14 protein-coding genes are annotated in these 18256 nt (G+C 72.0%); 4 read left to right on the forward strand and 10 right to left on the reverse strand.

Annotated elements, in window-relative coordinates; translation table 11 throughout:
• Positions 1-96 precede the first annotated feature (96 nt).
• The 3 genes from ABT008_RS23235 to ABT008_RS23245 all read right to left on the reverse strand — a co-directional run bounded on the left by ABT008_RS23235 (position 97) and on the right by ABT008_RS23245 (position 4708).
• A complete protein-coding gene (locus ABT008_RS23235) occupies positions 97-2265 on the reverse strand; it encodes a carbohydrate-binding module family 20 domain-containing protein (RefSeq protein WP_350698367.1) in 2169 nt (722 codons plus the stop codon).
• A 212-nt stretch (positions 2266-2477) separates the two neighbouring features.
• Entirely contained in the window at positions 2478-4058 is a 1581-nt protein-coding gene (locus tag ABT008_RS23240) for a DUF6297 family protein (protein ID WP_350698369.1), read from the reverse strand.
• Complete coding sequence (locus ABT008_RS23245; protein WP_502890489.1) at positions 4001-4708, reverse strand: ABC transporter ATP-binding protein; 708 nt, start codon at positions 4706-4708, stop codon at positions 4001-4003. The genes ABT008_RS23240 and ABT008_RS23245 overlap by 58 nt, the downstream gene beginning before the upstream one ends.
• Before the next feature lie 64 nt (positions 4709-4772).
• Between ABT008_RS23245 and ABT008_RS23250 the strand changes: the two genes are divergently transcribed.
• Positions 4773-5702: an LLM class F420-dependent oxidoreductase gene (locus ABT008_RS23250; RefSeq protein WP_350698371.1), complete on the forward strand. Its 930-nt coding sequence runs from the start codon at positions 4773-4775 to the stop codon at positions 5700-5702.
• 77 nt (positions 5703-5779) lie between these two features.
• Here ABT008_RS23250 and ABT008_RS23255 read toward each other — a convergent pair whose 3' ends face one another.
• Positions 5780-6169 (reverse strand): thrombospondin type 3 repeat-containing protein, encoded by a 390-nt coding sequence (locus tag ABT008_RS23255; RefSeq protein WP_350698373.1) that lies wholly within the window; start codon positions 6167-6169, stop codon positions 5780-5782.
• A gap of 59 nt (positions 6170-6228) precedes the next feature.
• Here ABT008_RS23255 and ABT008_RS23260 point away from each other — a divergent pair, with 59 nt between their 5' ends.
• A complete protein-coding gene (locus ABT008_RS23260; RefSeq protein WP_350698375.1) occupies positions 6229-7464 on the forward strand; it encodes a D-arabinono-1,4-lactone oxidase in 1236 nt (411 codons plus the stop codon).
• 186 nt (positions 7465-7650) lie between these two features.
• Here ABT008_RS23260 and ABT008_RS23265 read toward each other — a convergent pair whose 3' ends face one another.
• The 6 genes from ABT008_RS23265 to ABT008_RS23290 all read right to left on the reverse strand — a co-directional run bounded on the left by ABT008_RS23265 (position 7651) and on the right by ABT008_RS23290 (position 14637).
• Entirely contained in the window at positions 7651-8790 is a 1140-nt protein-coding gene (locus tag ABT008_RS23265) for a site-2 protease family protein (protein WP_350698377.1), read from the reverse strand.
• Positions 8791-8848: 58 nt separating this feature from the next.
• Positions 8849-10111 (reverse strand): 7-cyano-7-deazaguanine synthase, encoded by a 1263-nt coding sequence (locus ABT008_RS23270; RefSeq protein WP_350698379.1) that lies wholly within the window; start codon positions 10109-10111, stop codon positions 8849-8851.
• Entirely contained in the window at positions 10108-10878 is a 771-nt protein-coding gene (locus ABT008_RS23275) for a hypothetical protein (protein WP_350698381.1), read from the reverse strand. Before ABT008_RS23275 ends, ABT008_RS23270 begins: the two co-directional genes overlap by 4 nt.
• Positions 10879-11117: 239 nt before the next feature.
• Positions 11118-11849: a hypothetical protein gene (locus tag ABT008_RS23280; protein WP_350698383.1), complete on the reverse strand. Its 732-nt coding sequence runs from the start codon at positions 11847-11849 to the stop codon at positions 11118-11120.
• Positions 11850-12131: 282 nt separating this feature from the next.
• Positions 12132-12884: a L,D-transpeptidase gene (locus ABT008_RS23285; RefSeq protein ID WP_350698385.1), complete on the reverse strand. Its 753-nt coding sequence runs from the start codon at positions 12882-12884 to the stop codon at positions 12132-12134.
• A 304-nt stretch (positions 12885-13188) separates the two neighbouring features.
• Positions 13189-14637 (reverse strand): alpha-amylase, encoded by a 1449-nt coding sequence (locus ABT008_RS23290; RefSeq protein WP_350698387.1) that lies wholly within the window; start codon positions 14635-14637, stop codon positions 13189-13191.
• Between the two features lie 328 nt (positions 14638-14965).
• Between ABT008_RS23290 and ABT008_RS23295 the strand changes: the two genes are divergently transcribed.
• The gene (locus tag ABT008_RS23295) at positions 14966-16783 is read left to right on the forward strand and encodes a ferric reductase-like transmembrane domain-containing protein (protein ID WP_350698389.1); all 1818 of its coding nucleotides are present in this window, start codon (positions 14966-14968) and stop codon (positions 16781-16783) included.
• Positions 16780-18246, forward strand: coding sequence for an NADH-ubiquinone oxidoreductase-F iron-sulfur binding region domain-containing protein (locus tag ABT008_RS23300; protein ID WP_350698391.1), 1467 nt, complete (start codon positions 16780-16782; stop codon positions 18244-18246). Before ABT008_RS23295 ends, ABT008_RS23300 begins: the two co-directional genes overlap by 4 nt.
• The last annotated feature ends 10 nt before the right edge of the window (positions 18247-18256 follow it).

The following is an 18256-nucleotide window of genomic DNA, read 5'->3' on the forward strand; positions in this document are numbered from 1 at the left end:
ACGCCCGAGGGGGGCGCGGGGGACCGTCGACCGAGCAGAACGGGGGCGGCCCCTCCCGACCGGGTGTCGGGAGGGGCCGCGTGCGGTCGGTCGTGGTCAGCGCCAGGTGTCGGTCAGGGTGACCGAACCGGTGGCGGTGGCGGTGCGGTTCCCGCCCGACTCCCAGACCACCTGGCCCGAGTCGGTGCGCTTGACGTACTTGTAGGAGAACGTGGTGCCGGCCGGCACGCCCAGCCCTCCGGTCCAGACCGGGTAGGCGGTCGGTGACAGCCGGACTCCCTTGGCCGGGTCCCAGCCGCCGAGCGCGGGCAGGTCACCGACGACGTAGAGATTCTGGCCGAGCGTCGTGGTGGCGGTGGCCCGGAAGGAGACCGTGGTGGCGTCCGGCGGGTTGCTGACCTGCTGGTTCCAGGTGGCGGTCAGGGCGGTGCCGGCGGTGCCGGTGCGGTTCGGGTCGTTCTCCCACTGCACGGTGCCGTTGCCGACCTTGACCAGCTTCCACTCGAACGCGGTGCCCGACGGCACCGACACCGACCCGGTCCAGGTCGGGTAGCTGCCGGACGTGGTGGAGAGCTTGACGCCGTTCGCCGGGTTCCAGGAGCCGAGCGCGGGGATCGAGCCGACGACGTACACCTCCTGGCCGGGGTTGGTGGAGACGGTCGCGGTGAACCTCGTCGACCCGGCCGGGACGGACGGGCTGGCGGTCGGGGTCGGCGAGCCGGTCGGGGTCGCCGTCGGGGTCGGCGTGGCCCCGTCCAGGCGAGCCTCGACGTGCAGGGCTACCGCCTGGTCGGCCGCGATCGACGCGGTGAAGGCACCGCCGGAGACGGTCACCGCACCGCCGGGGCAGGCTCCGGTGGACCGGTCGTACGCGCCCCGGCCGACGTTGCAGTAGCGGCCGTCCGGCAGCGATGTGGCGAAGCTACGGCTCCAGGCGCTGCTGGTGGCGTTGAAGGCGGCGTACCCCCGGTTGCCCCGGGCGAAGGCCAGCCGCCCGTTGCCGTCGGTGACCACCGACCCGATGCCGGTGCCGGCGACCGCGTTGCGGAAGCCCGGCATGCCCGCCACACCCGGGTTGCGGTGCTCGCAGATCCAGGCGCTGCCGGTGCAGTCGGCGGCCAGCGTGGTGCCGTTGGACGAGCTGGGCGGGCCCTGCCCGTGCACCGAGCCGAACGCGTAGCTCGACATGAGCTGGGGCCGACCGTACGGGTGGGCCATCATGAACGTGTCCGCCAGGTAGTAGCGGGCGCCGCTCTTGTAGGTCAGCGTCGGGTTTTCGCGCTGGGTGTCGTGGTTGTCGACGAAGACGACCGCCTGCCCGGCGGTGAGCCCGCCGTAGTTGGGCAGGTTGCCCAACTGGGCGATGTTGCCGTCGCGGAACGCCGAGGAGACGGCGCGCTGGTAGTCGAAGTTGGTCACCCCGCCGTACGGCGCGTACGCGGTGTAGGGGATCGTCCCGTCGCCGTACACCTCGTGGAACAGGTCAGGCCGACCGCCGAAACCGGGTACGTCCCGCAACCGGTTGATGATGTCGCCCAGGTGTGCCTCCTGCACGTGCTTGGCCGCGTCCACCCGGAAGCCGGCCACGCCCAGGTCGATCACCGCGTTCATGTACTTGGCGATCTTGCGCCGCACCTCGGGGTCGGCGGTGTTCAGGTCGGCCAGGTCGAGCAGTTCGCAGTCCTGGACCTCCTGCTTGTTGCCCCAGTTGCTGATCCGCCGATAGCAGGGCGCGAAGTCGCCGTATCCGTAGCTGTCGCCGGAACCGTCGTTGAACAGGTTGGGGTAGCTGTACTTGCTGTAGACGGTGCCGGCGCTGCCCGGGCCGCTGCCCGCCGAACCGGTGCCGCTCATGTGGTTGAGCACCATGTCCACATAGATCTTCACGCCCTGGGCGCGGCAGCGCTCGACCATGTCGACGAACTGGGCCTTGGTGCCGCGCCGGGTCGAGTCCAGCCGGTACGACACCGGCTGGTAGTCCTGCCACCACGGGTACGTGGCGCCCTCGGCGCTGGGCAGCACCACGTGCTCCTGCGGCGGGGAGACCTGCACGCCGCCCCAACCCTGGGGCCCGAGGGTGCTCTCGCACTCCTGCGCGACGGAGTCCCACCGCCACTGGAACAGGTGGACGATCGCGTCGCCGTTGACGCGTACGTCGGCTGCGCTGGCCGGCGCGGTGCCGGCGGCGACGACGGTGAGACCGGCCGCGACGAGTGTCGCGGCCAGGGCCGCGGGTATCGCGGCGCGGGGACGGGGGATTCGCACGGGCCCTCCTCGGGGGACGGTCAGGCAGACGTGGTGACAGCACAGATTCCTGCAAGCTATGCAAGAAGTTGCGGTGATGGCGTGACCGTAACAGTGACGTCGATGCTTGGGAACCTCTGATTCACACGTCGACTCAACTGCGAGCAGCCTCTTGCGGATGACTGAAAACGCTGCAAGAATTTGCGTCCACCTCGGCTGGAACGGTCGGTGACTCACACCCGAGGGCGACGTCCGTCCGTGCCGAAACGTAGATAGGCCAGCACCGCCAGCACCGCGCACACCGCCTGGACGGCGACCCAACCCCAGCCCGGTTGCACCGGACCCAGGAGGGCGACCAACGTGGGCGCCGCGAACAGCAGCACGTCCGTCCCGTTGAGCAGCCACAGCACCGGGCCGGGCGAGAAGGCGCCCATCGGGGTGACGACCAGGGGCAGGGAGTGGTCGATCCGGCCCGCCTGTGCCCGCCGGACGGCCATCATCGCGGCCGTCGGGCCGAACGCCAACCCCAGCGCCCACCAGGGGCCCGGCGGCAGGTCACCGAGCAACCCCAGCACCGCCACGGCCAGTCCGGACCAGGCCGTGGCCAGCACCGTCGGCACGACCAGCCGGATCGCGACCGCCCGCCGGCCGGTCAGCCCGAGCAGCCGCAGCAGCGCCGGATGGGCCGCGTCGTGGCGCAGCGCGTCGAGGGTGACCCCGGCGGTGGTGACCGCCCCCAGGACCAGGGCGGTCGCCGGCAGCCAGCCGGCACCGGCGGTGAGCAACGCCGGCAGTGGAGTCGCCACGGCCAGCCAGCCCAGCCGCCACCCGCGTCGGCGCAGCACCAGCAGGTCCTGTTGCAGCGGCACCAGCCGGCCGAACCGGGGACGCAGCGGCCGGGAGCGCAGGGCCCGCCGCCGCCAGTACCGGCGCTCGCGCAGGTCGGCGAGGAACGACGGCTCGACGGCGTACGCGGCGTCCAGGTACGTGCCGACGGTCAGCGACGGCTCGTGCAGCCGGACGTCGGGCAAGCGCGCCAGGTCGCGGACGGCCACGGCGGTGAGGCTCGCGACGAGGAGCAGGACGCCGAGGGTGAGCGGGAGCGGCGGCGCGTCGACGCCGGACAGTGTCGGCATCGGTCGTACCCGGGTGAGCAGCACCGTCGCGCCCAGCGCCACCAACAGCGCCGGCAGCGTGGCGTCCAGCACCCGGGCGTACCCCGGCCGCTGCTGCGCGGCCATCGCGAGCAGTGCCAGGAGCGCACCGGCGGCCGTACCCAGGGCGAGCCAACCGGCCAGGGCGGACCCGGAGACCGGGCGGACCGCCAGGCGGGCGGCACCGGCCAACGCCAGCAACGCGCCGATGACCGCACCGACCGCCAGCGCCCGCACCAGCGCCGGCAGCAGCAGACCACGCCGGGGCACCGGCGCCGGCAGCAGCCACGTCAGCTCACCACGCCCCAGGACCAACGGACCCGCCTGACGCAACAGCAGCATCAGGCCGACAGCACCCGCACCCAGCAGCACCAGCACCACCAGCCGGTCCGGCGGGGCCGCCCCCGCCGCCGGCCACATCGCCGACCCGACCCCCGGACCGAACAGCCCGACCGCCATCGCCACCGTCAGCACCAGCAGGTACGCGCTCTCCAGCGAGAGCGAGGGGGCGCGTTCGGCCCGCCGCCGGCGCACCCAGCGGCGCAGCCGGCGGGCGGTCGGCGGCAGCGGCTCCCGGCGGGTCGGCGCCTCGGCCACCCGCGTCATGTGCCCGCGTCGGGCGCCGGTGACCATGTGCCCGGGTTGGGCGCCGGTGACCATGTGCCCGCGTCGGGCGCCGGTGACCCGGTGTGCAGCCGGAGGACCGGACAGTCGAGGGCGGCCACGAAGACCGGATCGTGACTGGCGAACAGCAGGCTCCCACCGGCGGCCAGATGGTCGCCGAGCAGACCGGCCACCACCGGCCGGATCGCCGCGTCCAGCCGCTGTTCCGGCTCGTCCAGCACCAGCAGCTCCGCCGGACGGGCCAGGGCAGCGGCCAGCAGCAGCCGTTGCCGCTCGCCCGAGGAGAGTCGGTCCGGGGTACCGTCGCCGAGGTCGCGCAGGCCCAACACGGACAGCAGTTCGTCCACCCGACCGTCGGCCGGGTCGGCGCCACCGGCCAGCCGGACCAGCTCCACGTGCTCCCGCACCGTCAGTCCGGCGTACCAACTGGGCTGCTCGACGGTGGCCACCACCCGGCGCCAGAACGCGGCCGAGCCGTCCGGCGCGGCCCCGAAGACCCGGACCCGGCCCGCGCTGGGGTCGGTCAGGCCGGTGACGCAGCGCAACACGGTGGACTTGCCCGCACCGTTCTCACCGACCAGGCAGAGCGCGCCGCCCGCCGGCAGGTCGAAGCCGACGTCCCGCACCACGGTCACGCTGCCGAACGTGACGTGGAGGTCCGCGACGGCGACGACCGGTTCACCCACCGCACCACCCTAGATGGGTGGCACAAGTCGGGCGGTACGGCGCTGGGCTTTCTATGCTCGGTCCATGGAACTGCGGATCTTCACCGAACCTCAGCAGGGTGCGACCTACGACGACCTGCTGGCCGTGGCCCGCCGCGCCGAGGAGACCGGCTTCGGCGCCTTCTTCCGCTCGGACCACTACCTCAAGATGGGGTCGGTCAGCGGCGAGCCGGGCCCCACCGACGCCTGGACGACCCTGGCCGGGCTGGCCCGGGACACCCGCTCGATCCGGCTCGGCACGCTGATGACCGCCGCGACGTTCCGGCTGCCCGGCCCGCTGGCCATCACCGTCGCGCAGGTCGACCAGATGAGCGGCGGCCGGGTCGAACTGGGTATCGGCACCGGGTGGTACGACGCCGAGCACCGCGCGTACGGCATCCCGTTCCCGGCGCTCAAGGAGCGCTTCGACCGGCTGGACGAGCAGCTCGCCGTGATCACCGGTCTGTGGCGTACCCCGCCGGGGGAGACGTTCGCCTTCACCGGCCGCCACTACCAGGTCAGCGACTCACCGGCGCTGCCCAAGCCGGTGCAGCAGCCGCACCCGCCGATCCTGCTCGGTGGCATGGGCGCGAAGCGGACCCCGCAGCTCACCGCCAGGTACGCCGACGAGTTCAACCTGCCGTTCGTCTCGATCGACGACACGGTCACCCAGTTCGGTCGGGTGCGTGCCGCCTGCCAGGAGATCGGCCGGAACCCGGACGAGTTGACCTGGTCCAACGCGCTGGTGCTCTGCTGCGGCAAGGACGACGCCGAGGTGGCCCGGCGGGCCGCCGCGATCGGCCGGGAGGCGGACGAGCTGCGCGAGAACGGGCTGGCCGGCACGCCCGCCGAGGTGGTCGACAAGCTCGGCCGGTACGCCTCGGTGGGCAGCCAGCGGGCCTACCTCCAGGTGCTCGACCTTGGCGACCTGGACCACCTGGACCTGGTCGCCTCGGAGGTGCTGCCGCAGCTATGAGCGGTGCGGCTGCTCTGGGCGGGCGACTGCTCTGCGCGGGCGGCTGCTCTGGGCGGTGCGGTGTCGACCCCGGTCCGTCAGGGGGCCGGGGTCCGCAGCACGGTCTCCAGCCGCCCGTCGCGGTCGTTGTCGAGGTAGGTGACGTCCGGGATCCCGTCGCCGTCGAGGTCGTACTGCACCACGTCGGCCACACCGTCGCCGTCGAAGTCGGTGACCACCGCGACCGAACCGTCCAGGTGCCGGCTGACGATCGACCGGGCACCGCCCTCGATCCGAGGCGGCGGGCCGGGGGTCGGCACCGGCGACGGCGCCGGTCCCGGCGTGGGCGACGGCTGCGGGGTGGGCTGGCCCGCCGGGTACGCACCGGTCGGCGCGCTGGCCGGGAACACGCCGCTGCCGGTCGGGTCGATCTCCTCCTCGGAGGGGTACACGTCGCCACGAGGGGCGGGATCACGGTAGCTGCTCATCGGCGTAGGGTTCCCCGACGGAGCCGACGGTAACCGTCGGCGCGGAAGGGAGAGGTCGCGTGTCGACGCAGCGCAACTGGGCGGGCAACATCCGGTACTCCGCGCGGGCGTACCACCGGCCGTCGTCCGTGGACGAGCTGCGCGAGCTGGTCGCCGGCAGCGAGCACATCCGGGCGGTGGGCAGTGGGCACTCCTTCAACCGGCTCGGTGACACCACCGGCGACCTGGTCGACCTGTCCGGGTTGCCGGACACGATCCGGCTCGACCCGCAGCGCCGGACCGTCGACGTCCCGGCCGCGATCCGCTACGGCGACCTGGCCACCTGGCTGCACCAGCGGGGGTACGCGCTGGCCAACCTGGCCTCCCTGCCGCACATCTCGGTGGCCGGCGCGGTCGCCACCGGCACCCACGGTTCCGGTGTCACCGTCGGCAACCTGGCCACCGCCGTCGCCGGACTCGAACTGGTCACCGGCACCGGCGACCTGCACACCGTCGACCGGGACTCGGCCGACTTCGCCGGCACGGTCGTCGCCCTCGGCGCGCTCGGCGTGGTCACCCGGGTCACCCTGGACGTGGTGCCCACCTACGACATCCGGCAGTACGTCCGGCTGGACCTGCCCCGCGCCGCGCTGGACGAGGCGCTGGCCGCCGCGTACAGCGTCAGTGTCTTCACCGACTGGCGCTCCACCCTCGGCACCCAGGTCTGGCGCAAGCAGCTCGCCGACCAGCCGCCACCGCCCGCCGACTGGCTCGGCACCACGGCGGCCGACCGGCCCTGGCACCCGGTGCCCGGCATGCCCACGGTCAACTGCACCGAGCAGCTCGGGGTGGTCGGGCCGTGGCACGAGCGGTTGCCGCACTTCCGGCTCGGCTTCACCCCGAGCAGCGGCGACGAGTTGCAGTCCGAGTACCACCTGCCGCGCGCCGACGCCGCCGAGGCACTGGCCGCGCTGGACGAGGTGGCCCACCTGATCGCCCCGGTGTCGCAGACCAGCGAGCTGCGGACCATCGCGGCCGACAAGCTGTGGTTGAGCCCGCAGTACGACCGGGACACCCTCGCGATCCACTTCACCTGGATCGCCGACACCACCAAGGTGCTGCCGGTGCTCGCCGAGGTGGAACGCGCCCTGGCCCCCTTCGCCCCACGCCCGCACTGGGGCAAGGTCTTCACCCTGCCGCCCGAGGCGATCGCGGCCACCTACCCCCGCTGGGCGGACTTCGCCGCGCTGCTCACCCGGCTGGACCCGACCGGCAGGTTCCGCACCGAGGAACTGGACCACCTCTTCCCCCGCTGACCGCGCGTCGCCCCCGCCCCTCGTGCTCGCCCCCGCCCCTCGTGCTCGCCCCCGCCCCTCTCCCGTGGCCGCCCGGCATTCAAGATCGCACTCGATCCTGGATCGAGTGGCCTCGGAGCGGTGCTGACACCACTCGATCCCGGATCGAGCACTCAGCAGGCGCCGCGCTGGCGCTCGGCGGTGTCGTCAGCGGCCGGCGGTGACCTGGTCGCGCATGCTGCCGCGCTGCACCGCCCGGCTGATGTCGCTGGGTGAGACGATGCCGACCAGGCGACCGTCGGCGACCACCAGCGCCCGCCCGTCGGCGCAGTCGCTGAGCCGCGGGAGCAGGTCGGTGAGCTGCTCGTCGGGGGAGGCGAGCACCAACTCGTCGGAGCGGCAGGCCACCGACTCCAGCGTGGTGCTGCCCCGCGCGTCACTCGGCACACCGCGTACCCGGTCGAGGGTGACCAGGCCGACCGGTCGGCCGTCCTCGGTCAGCGGCAGCGCGGTGTGCCGGTAGGCGAACAGGTAGTTGTCGACGAAATCGGCCACCGTCATCTCGCCCGAGGCGGTCTGCGGCTGCGGCGTCATCACGTCGGCCACCCGGATCCCCCGCAACGCTGAGCCCACCCGCGCCTGCCGCTCCTCCAGACTGGCCGCGCCGATCAGGAACCAGCCGATCAGGGCCAGCCAGAGCCCACCCACACCGGCGCCGGTGAGGAACCGGAACAACCCGAAGCCGATCAGCGCCAGCCCCAGCACCCACCCGGCCCGCGCCGCCACCACCGTCGCCCGGGTCCGGTCCCCGGTGGCCTTCCACACCGCCGCCCGCAGCAGCCGCCCACCGTCCAGCGGGGCGGCCGGCAGGATGTTGAAGACCGCCAGCAGCAGGTTGATCCCGCCCAGCCAGGCCATCACGCCCAGCCACAGCCCGTGCACCCCGGCGAGGTTGAGCAGCATCGCGAGTACCCCGAAGAAGGCGCCGATGATCAGGCTGACCAGCGGCCCCACGCCGGCGATCCGCAGCTCGGCACCGGGCGTACGCGCCTCGCCGCGCAACTCCGCCACCCCGCCGAACAGCCAGAGGGTGATCCCGCCGACGCCCAACCCGTTGCGCTTGGCCACCACCGCGTGCGACACCTCGTGCGCCAGCAGTCCCAGGAAGAACACGACTGCCGCCGCCAGCCCCGCCAGCACGTACGCGACCACCGACCGGTCCGGGTACGACGTCGGGAACAGGTTGGCCGACAGCCCCCACCAGATCAGCGCGAAGATGACCAGGACGCTCCAGTTGACCCCGACAGGTACGCCCACGATCCGGCCGAGCCGGAAACTCGCCCTCATGTGTCGTAGTTACCCCCGCAGGTCGTTTCCATGCCAGCCCGGAACGTCACCACTGCGGCTACCTGCCGGTTTCCCGATGACGGTCGAACATGGCGGACAGCTCCGACCGCCCCCGATCCACCACGGCGACGAGCGGGGCCAGGTCGATGCCGGCCGGGACCGGCATGTCGGTGACGAGGTCGCGTACTTGGAACCGGCGCTCCAACCAGCGATGCAACGCGCGGCGGTCTTCGGTCTTCCGGTCGTGGTCCGGCAGGTCCCATACCCGCTTCGAGTACAGCGTGTCGTCGTCTCCGAGCGCCGCGAGGAGCCCGGAATGGCGCATGAGGCACGGATAGCAGTGGCCGCAGTGCAGCTCCGGATGGCTGCTGGAAGCGCGACCACAACTCACCGTGTGCCGGGTCAACGTCGTCGGCGTCAGACCCGCGTTCAGTGCGCGACGGCACACCTCACCCTTGGTGAGGTGCAGGTACGGATTGACCACCTCGACGGCGCCACCGACCTGCCGGATCAGCTCGTTGAGAAGCCCCAACGTGAAGGGGTGCACCGATCGGGTGGAACAGGCCGCCACCCGGGCCGGCGTCAGTGCCGGATTCAGCGCCAACTGGCCGTTCTCCGGCACGGCGACCTGTGCCACCCGGTGGGTGGCGGCGAAGAAGACGGCGGTCGCCGCGTAGAGCAGTCCTCGGGTACGCGCGGACTTCTCCAGCCTTGGACGCCCGGCGCGTACCTGCTGTGACGACACGAACTGCGACAGCCCTCGGCGCCGTGAACGATCGATCGCACCGAACACGGCATCCTGCGGTGTCTTCCACTTGGGCTCGAAGTAGGAGACGAGCAGCAGGTCACCTGCGGGCACCAGGGACCGCTCCGCCACGTACGCGGTGGAGTCGAGACCGCCGGAGAAGAGGGCGACCTCCTCGATCGAGGTGTCGTAGTGGCTTCTGCCCTGATGCGGCAGGGGCGGTGCACCGGGGCGGACGCTGATCCGCCAGCGGTCCGCAGTGAGAGCCCCGACCAGCGACGAGAACAGTTCGAGCGCGTGTCCGTGCCAGACGTCCGCGTTCGTCACCTGGACCCGAAGGTTGACCTGTCGGGTCCAACGGTCGTCCGCCGTGTCGCGGAGGGAGAGCTTGTCGGCGAGAAACACCGCCCGAGCGATGTGCAGTAGGTCCTCCGCCCAGGCGGGACGGCGCCACGGCACCTCGCTGAGGGTGCAGAGCGCCTCGGGGGCGGCTTCGAGGTAGCCCCGGCCGATTCTCTCCCGGCCGTTCTCGTCCCGGGAGGTCGGATAGTCGTACGCATAGGTGGCTGGTCTCATGCGGCCAGTTCCAGTCCGTGGTCGCCGAGGCCGACCGCTTCGGCTACCGTCTCCGCGAGCAGATCCCGGGCGACGTCGGCGAGGCGGGGCCGCTCGGGCTCTCGTACGGCGGCCACCGCGCAGGGATCGGGGAGGATCTTCACCACCTGGTCGGCGACGAGGCCGGCCACGGTACCCGTGGGATCGAGCGCCAGTACGGGCACGGCGAGCTTGACGTGCTCGGCGATCAGGACGTGCACGAACTCGCCGACCATGCCCCCGAAGAACAGCCGGTAGAGGTCGCAGAACAGCTCGCCGCTGATGCCGTTCGTCCGCGTACCGGCGAGAACGCCGCCGTCCGCGTCCACGAGGCGTTCGGCCACCCGTCGCGCCGTGCAGCGGGTGACCGCGTCGACGATTATTCGACCGTCGCCGCCGACCTCGTCGACGAACCGCCGGACGAACTCGTCCTCAGGTGTGATCGCGCCCTGATCCGTGATGTCTCGAAGCAGCGCCGGATCGGGTCGGCGCAGGTCGTCCAGGACGGTGACCAGACGCTCGCCGCCTGCCCGGGCCGCCTCCTGGAGGCCGAACCGGTCCGGATCCTCGCGGAGCGCGTCGCGCAGTGCCCGTCGGAGGTGTGCTGCGGTCTCTTCGAAGAAGCGCTGGTCGGTGGTGGCGAGTTCATCCGGCTGGCTCTCCGGATCAGGTGTCCAGCCGCCCAGGCGGCGCTTGGTGCTGGTCCAGCCGCCTGTGGTCGGGCCGGGTAGACGGGTCGACGTGCCCAAGGCGACCTCCCGGAGGGGACGGGAAAGCGCGCGACCGCGAGTCTATGGAAACCGAACGTACTTGTTCAAGTGCTGAGTGTATTGATGGCTGGCGCGAATCGTCACGGCCAGGCCGCTGGCGGAACTTGAAGAGGGCCGTTGCCGGAGGCGCCCGCACCGTCTGTCGCTGTCTGGATCGCTGTCGAGCTGATGGCGCAGGCGGTTCGACCCCCGGTCGACGTGGCGTCTGGCTAGTGCGTCTACATGGTTGATCGGATCGAATCGATCTGACTCCAGAGCAGGGCTCCCGCCACGCTGGCCACCACGGACGCCGCGACGAACGTCGGCCAGGACCTCGTGGCCCTGCGGTAAGCAAGGAGAACGGTGACGCTCACCGTGGCGAGCGCGACGCTGGCCCCGGCAGCGACGAGGTTGCCCAGGAAGAACGGGTCGTCCAGGACATGCCATGCCTGGAAGGTAGCCACGAGGTGCAGCCCCTGGCCGGCGAGCAGTCCCACCGCCGCCCCGGCGGCGAGCGAGGCTCGCAGTCGTGTTCCGCGCCGGACGGTGGTGCCCAGCCAACCGAGCGTCACCCCGGCGGCGACGGAGGCGACGAGCCAGAGCGCGGAGTGGCGGCCCACCGAGGCCAGGCCCGACATGGCGGCAGAACTGCCGTCCGCCAACTGCCCGGAGTGCCAGCGCCGCCCGTGCACCAGGATGAGCCCGTAGTACGCGACGGTGGCGACGAGCAGCAGCGTGGTGGCGTTGCGGATGGCGCTCCTGGGATGGGGCGACGCGTACCCGGCCAGCAGGGCTGCCATGCCCCAGACGAAACCGGTGCTGGTCAGGGTGAGGATGACCAGTCCCGCCACACCCGGTACCTCGTCGCCGACGAAGGCGAACAGACCGAGGACCCCACCGCCCCCGAGCACCGGCCACCAGAACCGGGCCTGGTGGGGCGCGGTCTCCGGTACCGCAGCCGATGGCGTCATCCGGTCTCCTCGCTGGCCTCGTTCACGCGGTGGTCGGAGGGCGGTCGATCACAGGTCCGGGATCTCGCCACCGCCGGTGCCGCTGAGCATGCCACCGTCGACCAGGACGCTCGTACCGGTCAGGAAGCTCATCTCGCCCGAGGCGAGGGCCGATCGTCGTCGCCGCGCCCGAGGGTGAGCGGGACGTCGAGGTACGTGAGCTGAAGAAGGTGCTGCGCGGCTACCTGGCCCCGATCGTCGGCTGAGCCGGGTGCGGCGGCCTGCCGTGTGTCGGCGGTCTGCTCAGGCGGTGGCCGGTGCGGCGGGTAGTTCGTCGACGACCACCACGGGGCTGCCCTCGGGCACCTCCTTGAGCAACAGGCGCTGCCCGCTGGGGGTGAGCCGGATGCAGCCGTTGGTGGTCTGCCGACCCAGTTCGCCGTCGTGGTACCAGGTGTGGATGCCGATGTGGGCGCCGCGCAGTCCGGCCGGCACCGAGTCCGGGTCGTCGGGGATCGAGCCGAGGGCGTAGATGTCCACTCCGCCGTACACGCTCTCCGGCGGTGGGGTGCGGCCCAGGACGAAGGTGCGGCCCAGCGGTGTCTCCTGGCCGCGCTGACCCAGGCTGACCTGCCAGGTGCGGCGGGCGACCCCGTCGCGGTACCAGGTGAGGCGGTACGGCACCCGCTCCACCACGATCTGGTCCCGCAGCGCGACGGTCCGGAAGCCGCCGGGTGGCAGCCAGGCCAGCTTGCGGTTGGCCGACGGCAGCAGGACGGCGGTCCAGCCCTGCTCGCGTCGGGCGATCGGCACGGTGAGCGGCACCTCGCTGATGGTGGGCATCAGGAAGGCGACTGGTCGCCCGCCCGGCCCGTCGTACGCGGCCAGTCGTCGGGTCGGCCGCAGCCCCTCGGTCAACGGGGTCGTGTCCAGAGTGTCCGGATCGTCGGGGAAGCCGGTCGGCGCCGGGTCGTAGTCGATCTCGGGCAGGTCGTCCGGTGCCGGTGCGGCGGACGCGACGATCTCGTCGAGCGGTGGCGGCGTCGGACTCGGCATCTCCGCCCGGTCGCTCGGCCGTGCGATCGGTGCCGGCTCCGGCGACGGTGTCAGCGCCCAGCCGACGTACGTCGACCCGCCCAGCAACACGGCAACCCCGACCGCCGCGACGACTCCCCGTCGCCCCCTGCCCCAGTCCCCAATCCGCACAACTAACCCTAACAACCCAACCACCCCAAAAACCCCATTTCCTCCCGTGGCTCCCACCCGACCTCGTTGATCAAGAAGTTCGCGTCGGAATCGACCAGAACCCCGACACAAACCTCTTGATCAACTCGCCGAGGGCGGGGCGGGGGAGTGGGGGTTAGGGGAGGCGGGCGTTTGTGTGGAGGGCTATGGCGTCGTGGGCGGGGACGGTGGCGGCGAACCAGCCGTTGGCGTCGACGGTGATGACCGGGCCGCTGCAGGTGCCGTTGGCGAAGGTGCCGTGGATGACGTCGCAGTAGCGGCCGGCGGGCAGGCCGGTCTGGTACGAGCGGCCGGTGATCGGGAAATCCTCGTCGTTGATGGTGACGAAGCCCCGGCCGGTGCGGCTGAAGGCGATGTGCTGGTAGCCGTTGTCGTACCAGTTGCTGACCCCGGTGCCCTCGGTGGCGTTGCGGAAGCCGACCATGTTGGCGATGACCGGCCAGCGGTGCTCGCACTCCCAGCCGGAGTAGCAGGTGGTGTTGAGCGTCTTGTTGTTGCTGTCCGAGGGCGGGCCCGCGTCGCGGTTGGTGATGGTGTAGCTGGACATCACCGTTGGCGACCCGTACGGCCAGGCCAGCATGAAGGCGTTGGCCAGGGCGTACGTGCCCCGGTCGCGATAGGTGAGCACCCCGCCGTCGTCGCGCTGGGTGTCGTGGTTGTCCACGAAGACCGACGCCACCGAGCTGGGCAGGTGCCCCCAGCCCTCACCGAAGTTGCGCAGGTAGGCGAGCCGTTCGGAGCGGAAGACCCGGGCCAGGTCCTTGCCGTAGCGGAACTCGTGCACGTCACCGTTGCCGGTGTACTCCTCGGGCCGGATCGGCTCGCCGGGACCGTAGATGACCTCCTGCACCACGTACGCGGGGCGGTTCAGGCGGCGCAGGATGTCGGCGATGTCGGCGGCGGGCATGTGCTTGCTGGCGTCCAGCCGGAAGCCGTCCACGCCCAGTGACAGCAGGTCGTTGAGGTACCCGGCCAGCCGGGACCGGACGTACTCGGAGCCGGTCTTGAGGTCGGCGAGGTTGACCAGCTCGCAGTTCTGCACCTCGTACCGGTCGAGGTAGTTGACGATGTCGTTGTTGCCGTTGCGGCCGCAGTAGTGGAAGTCCTGCGCCTGGTAGATGCCGGGGTAGACGTGGTGCTGGTAGGACGAGCCGGCCCAGCCGGTGCCGCCGTTGGTCTGGCCGGACATGTGGTTGACGACGGCGTCGACGATCACCTTGACGCCGGCCGCCTGGCAGGTGGCCACCATGGACCGGAACTGCTCGCGGGTGCCCTTGCGGGACTCGATCCGGTAGCTGACCGGCTGGTAGGCGACCCACCACTGGTTGCCGCGTACGTGTTCCTGCGGGGGTGAGACCTGGACGTAGCCGTAGCCCTTGGGGCCCAGTGTGCTGGTGCACTCGGCGGCCACCGAGGGCCAGTTCCACTCGAAGAGGTTGGCGATGACCTTCTTGCCGCCGGTCGGGGCGGCGGCGGCCGGGGGTGTGGCCACGGTGCCGGGTGCGAGGAGGCTGGCGATCACGGCGAGAGCGATGATCGCCGGGCGGAGTCGACGTCGACGCATCGGGTGCTCCTGGGGTGCCGGAGGACGGGGACGGCGGTGCGATTGCCCGGATCTTGCAACCGGGACTGAAAATTTCGGCAAGATTACAAGCGCGTTTCATCGGCTGTCAATGTTAAGAGGGGGCCCGTGCTATGCACGAGGCGTTAACAGGGGGCCCTTCCTTGCACCTCAGGCGATGGACGTCGGTGACTGTCTCCGACAGGGTGGCGGAGCCGCTACACGCGCCGGGCGGGGAGACGGTTCGACAACTCGTCGAGAAATTTTCGGCTGGAGCTAATCCGACTGAACGCTCCGGACGTACTGGTGGGGGGAACAGGGTCGGCCGGCGGTGCGCCGCCGCGAGACGATCGAGGAGCTAATGGCCCGGGCTACGCAGAACGAGAAGGCGCCTGCCGTCCGTACCAGCACCAGCACCAGAGGCATCCGGGTACGGTCCCGCAGCCAGATCCTGGCGCTGTCCGCGTCCGGGATCGCGGCGCTGTGGGCGCTGATGATGCTCACCAACGTCGGCCAGCGGGCGTACGCCATGGGCTTCTTCTTCACCGAGTTCTTCGCCGGTGTGATCGCCCTGGTCGCGTTGAGCCTGACCGTGATGATGGGGCTGCTCGCCACCGACCGGCTGGTGCTGCTGATCCGGCACCGGGTGCTGTTGCAGTCGGCGCACCGGGCCACCGGCATCCTCGGCGTCGCCGGCCTGGTCTTCCACGTCATCACGAAGATCGCCAGCGGTCGGGCCGGGGTCACCGACATGGCGGTGCCGTTCGTCGGGGGCCGGGGACTCTACGTCGGCCTCGGCACCATCGCCGCGCTGCTCATGGTGGGTGTGCTCTGGACCGGCATCATCCGGGCCCGGTTCGCCGACGTCGGTCCCAAGTGGCTGTGGCGCGGCCTGCACTCGATGGCGTACCTGTCCTGGCCCTTCGGCATCTTCCACGGCCTCGGCGCCGGACGTGCGCCGGCCACCTGGGTCACCCTCAGCTACTGGCTCTGCGTGGTGCTGGTGGTGGTGGCGCTGCTGGTCCGCCTCTCGGTCAGCCTCCAGCGCCGCAGTCGCGAGCAGCACCAGGCCGCCGCGCTCAACGAGGCGATGACCGGCAGCAAGTCCACCGAGGAGACCCGGGGCAAGGGCCTGCTCGGCACCCTCACCGGCCGGCGCGCCGAGGGCGAGGACGGCCGCGAGAAGCGGGTGCGCCGCGACATGAGCTGGGCCGAGAGCACCTCCGGCACCTGGGCCAGCCCGACCATCCGGCGCAACGACCCGGAGCGCTTCACCGTGCCGGTGGTCCCCGAGCCGGGCAGTCTGCGCGAGCCGGTACGTCCCGGCCGGGACCGCCTCGACGAGGACCTGGAGCCGGTGGTGCGGCGTCCCTCGCGTCGCGAGGAGGAGGAGTTCGAGCGGGCCATCCGCCGGGAGACCGAGCTGATGGAGCCGGTGTCCCGACGGCGTGACGAGGAACCGGTCGGCCGGCGTGCCGTCCGCCGCGACGACGAGCTGGAGTCCACCGGGCGGCGCGCGTACCGCCGGGACGAGGAGGAGCTGGAGCCGGTGGGCCGCCGGGTCCGCGAGGACGAGGAGCCGGTCCGGCGCCGTGCGTCCCGCCGCGAGGAGGAGCGCGAGTCGGTGGGCCGACGCTCCGCGCGCCGCCGCGAGGAGGAGTCGGAGTACGAGCGCGAGCCGGGCGGCCGACGCCGCCGCGACGACGAGGAGACCGGCCGGTACCGCCGTTCCCGGGTGGACGACGACGCCGGTACCCGCTACTCGTCCCCGCCCCGCCGCCGCGCCGACGAGCCGGAGGAGCCCTGGGACAGCCCGCGTCGCTGGGAGTCGAACGCCCCGATCTCGGCCGGTCCGATCTCCGGTGCGCCCATCTCGGGTTCGCCGATCTCCGGTACGCCCATCTCCGCCGAGCCGCGCAGCGGAGGCGGGCGGCACAGCGTGGAAGACGACGTGCCGGAGGCGGAGAACGACTACTGGCGGCCCCCGGCCCGGTACGCGGCGGAGGACGACGTGGACGACGACACCCCGACCCTGGTCGACCTCGCCTCCCGGCGCGCCCGCCGGGCGTCGGACAGCCGGCGTCGCCGGGCCGACCCGGAGAAGGTGGACGGCGCCTACTGGGCCGGGCTGCGAGGGGAGGCCAAGTGACGGAGCGTGCCGTGGTCCCGCCGGTGGCCTGTGTCGGTGAGCCCCGGCTCACCGCCGGGTTCGCCGAGTTCGGCCGGCTCGACCTGCAGGCCCACGAGATGGTGCACGGCCCGATCAGCCCGATGGAGCCGTCCAACCTGCTGCGTCTCGCGGAGGGCATCCAGCTCAAGGGCAAGGGCGGCGCCGGGTTCCCGTTCGCCAGGAAACTGCGGGCGGTGCTGGAGTCCTGTGAACGCCAGGACCTGCCGCCGGTGGTGGTGGTCAACGCCACCGAGGGGGAGCCGGCGAGCTGGAAGGACAAGGTGATCCTCACCCGGGCCCCGCACCTGATCCTGGACGGCGCGGCGCTGGCCGCCTTCGCGTTGGACGCCGAGGAGATCGTGCTCTGCGTGGCCGACGACCTGGTCGGCCGGGACTCCCTGATGGAGGCGCTGGACGAGCGGCGGATGCCGGTGCCGACCAGCGTGGTGACGGTGCCGCACCGGTTCATCAGCGGGGAGGGCGGCGCGCTGGTCAACGGGATCAACGGGCTGCCGCACATCCCGCCCGGCACCAAGAAGCGCTCCAGCGACTCCGGCGTCAGCAACCTGCCCACCCTGCTCTCCAACGCCGAGACGTACTCGCAGCTCGCGGTGGCCGCCCGCCTCGGCCCGTACGAGTACGCGGCGCTCGGCACCGACGACGAGCCGGGCACCGTGCTGCTCAGCGTGACCGGCGCGGCCAAGCGGCACGCGGTGGTGGAGTGCGCGGCCGGCACCCCGCTGCGGGAGATCCTCGAACTCTGCGAGGTGCCCGACGGGCCGGGCATCCTGATGGGCGGCTACCACGGCAAGTGGATCACCAGGGAGGCGGCGGAGAAGGCCGAGGTCTCCCGCAAGGGACTCGCCGCGGTCGGCGGCACCCTCGGTGCCGGCATCATCGTGCCGCTCGCGAACGACACCTGCCCGCTCGGCGAGGCCGCCCAGGTGGTGCGCTACCTGGCCGGCGAGTCGGCCGGGCAGTGCGGGCCGTGCAAGCGGGGCCTGCCCGACCTGGCCCGCGCGGTCGACCTGGCGGTCTCCGGCAGCGCGCCGGTGGAGGTGGTGCGAGCCGCCGCCGGTGACGTCAAGGGGCGCGGCGCGTGCAGCCACCCCGACGGTACGTCCCGCTTCGCGCTGTCGGCGATGGAGGTCTTCGCCGACGACCTCAAGAAGCACACCACCGGCGAGGGCTGCGGCCGGCGGGTCAAGGGCATGATGGGCCTGCCCGGCGCCCCCGACCCGGACCCGCAGAAGCTGGTCCTGGACTGGTCCCGGTGCGACGGCCACGGCCTCTGCGCCCACGTGGTGCCGGACTTCATCCGGCTCGACCAGAACGGCTATCCCGCCTTCCCGCCCACCCCGGTGCCGACCTGGCTGCGGGAGGGCGCGTCGAAGGCGGTCAAGGTCTGCCCGGAGCTGGCGCTGCGGTTGACCAAGGCCTGAGCGTGCCGCG

The organism is Micromonospora sp. NPDC002389 (assembly GCF_040296095.1).
Taxonomy (GTDB): Bacteria; Actinomycetota; Actinomycetes; order Mycobacteriales; family Micromonosporaceae; genus Micromonospora.

What these genes read in the sequence shown, in the direction of transcription:
- ABT008_RS23255 (WP_350698373.1), bottom strand. Translation starts at nt 6,169, where the DNA reads ATGAGCAGCTACCGTGATCCCGCCCCTCGTGGCGACGTGTACCCCTCC.
- ABT008_RS23280 (WP_350698383.1), bottom strand. Translation starts at nt 11,849, where the DNA reads ATGACGCCATCGGCTGCGGTACCGGAGACCGCGCCCCACCAGGCCCGG.
- ABT008_RS23285 (WP_350698385.1), bottom strand. Translation starts at nt 12,884, where the DNA reads ATGCCGAGTCCGACGCCGCCACCGCTCGACGAGATCGTCGCGTCCGCC.
- ABT008_RS23290 (WP_350698387.1), bottom strand. Translation starts at nt 14,637, where the DNA reads ATGCGTCGACGTCGACTCCGCCCGGCGATCATCGCTCTCGCCGTGATC.
- ABT008_RS23265 (WP_350698377.1), bottom strand. Translation starts at nt 8,790, where the DNA reads ATGAGGGCGAGTTTCCGGCTCGGCCGGATCGTGGGCGTACCTGTCGGG.
- ABT008_RS23240 (WP_350698369.1), bottom strand. Translation starts at nt 4,058, where the DNA reads ATGGTCACCGGCGCCCAACCCGGGCACATGGTCACCGGCGCCCGACGC.
- ABT008_RS23270 (WP_350698379.1), bottom strand. Translation starts at nt 10,111, where the DNA reads ATGAGACCAGCCACCTATGCGTACGACTATCCGACCTCCCGGGACGAG.
- ABT008_RS23250 (WP_350698371.1), top strand. Translation starts at nt 4,773, where the DNA reads ATGGAACTGCGGATCTTCACCGAACCTCAGCAGGGTGCGACCTACGAC.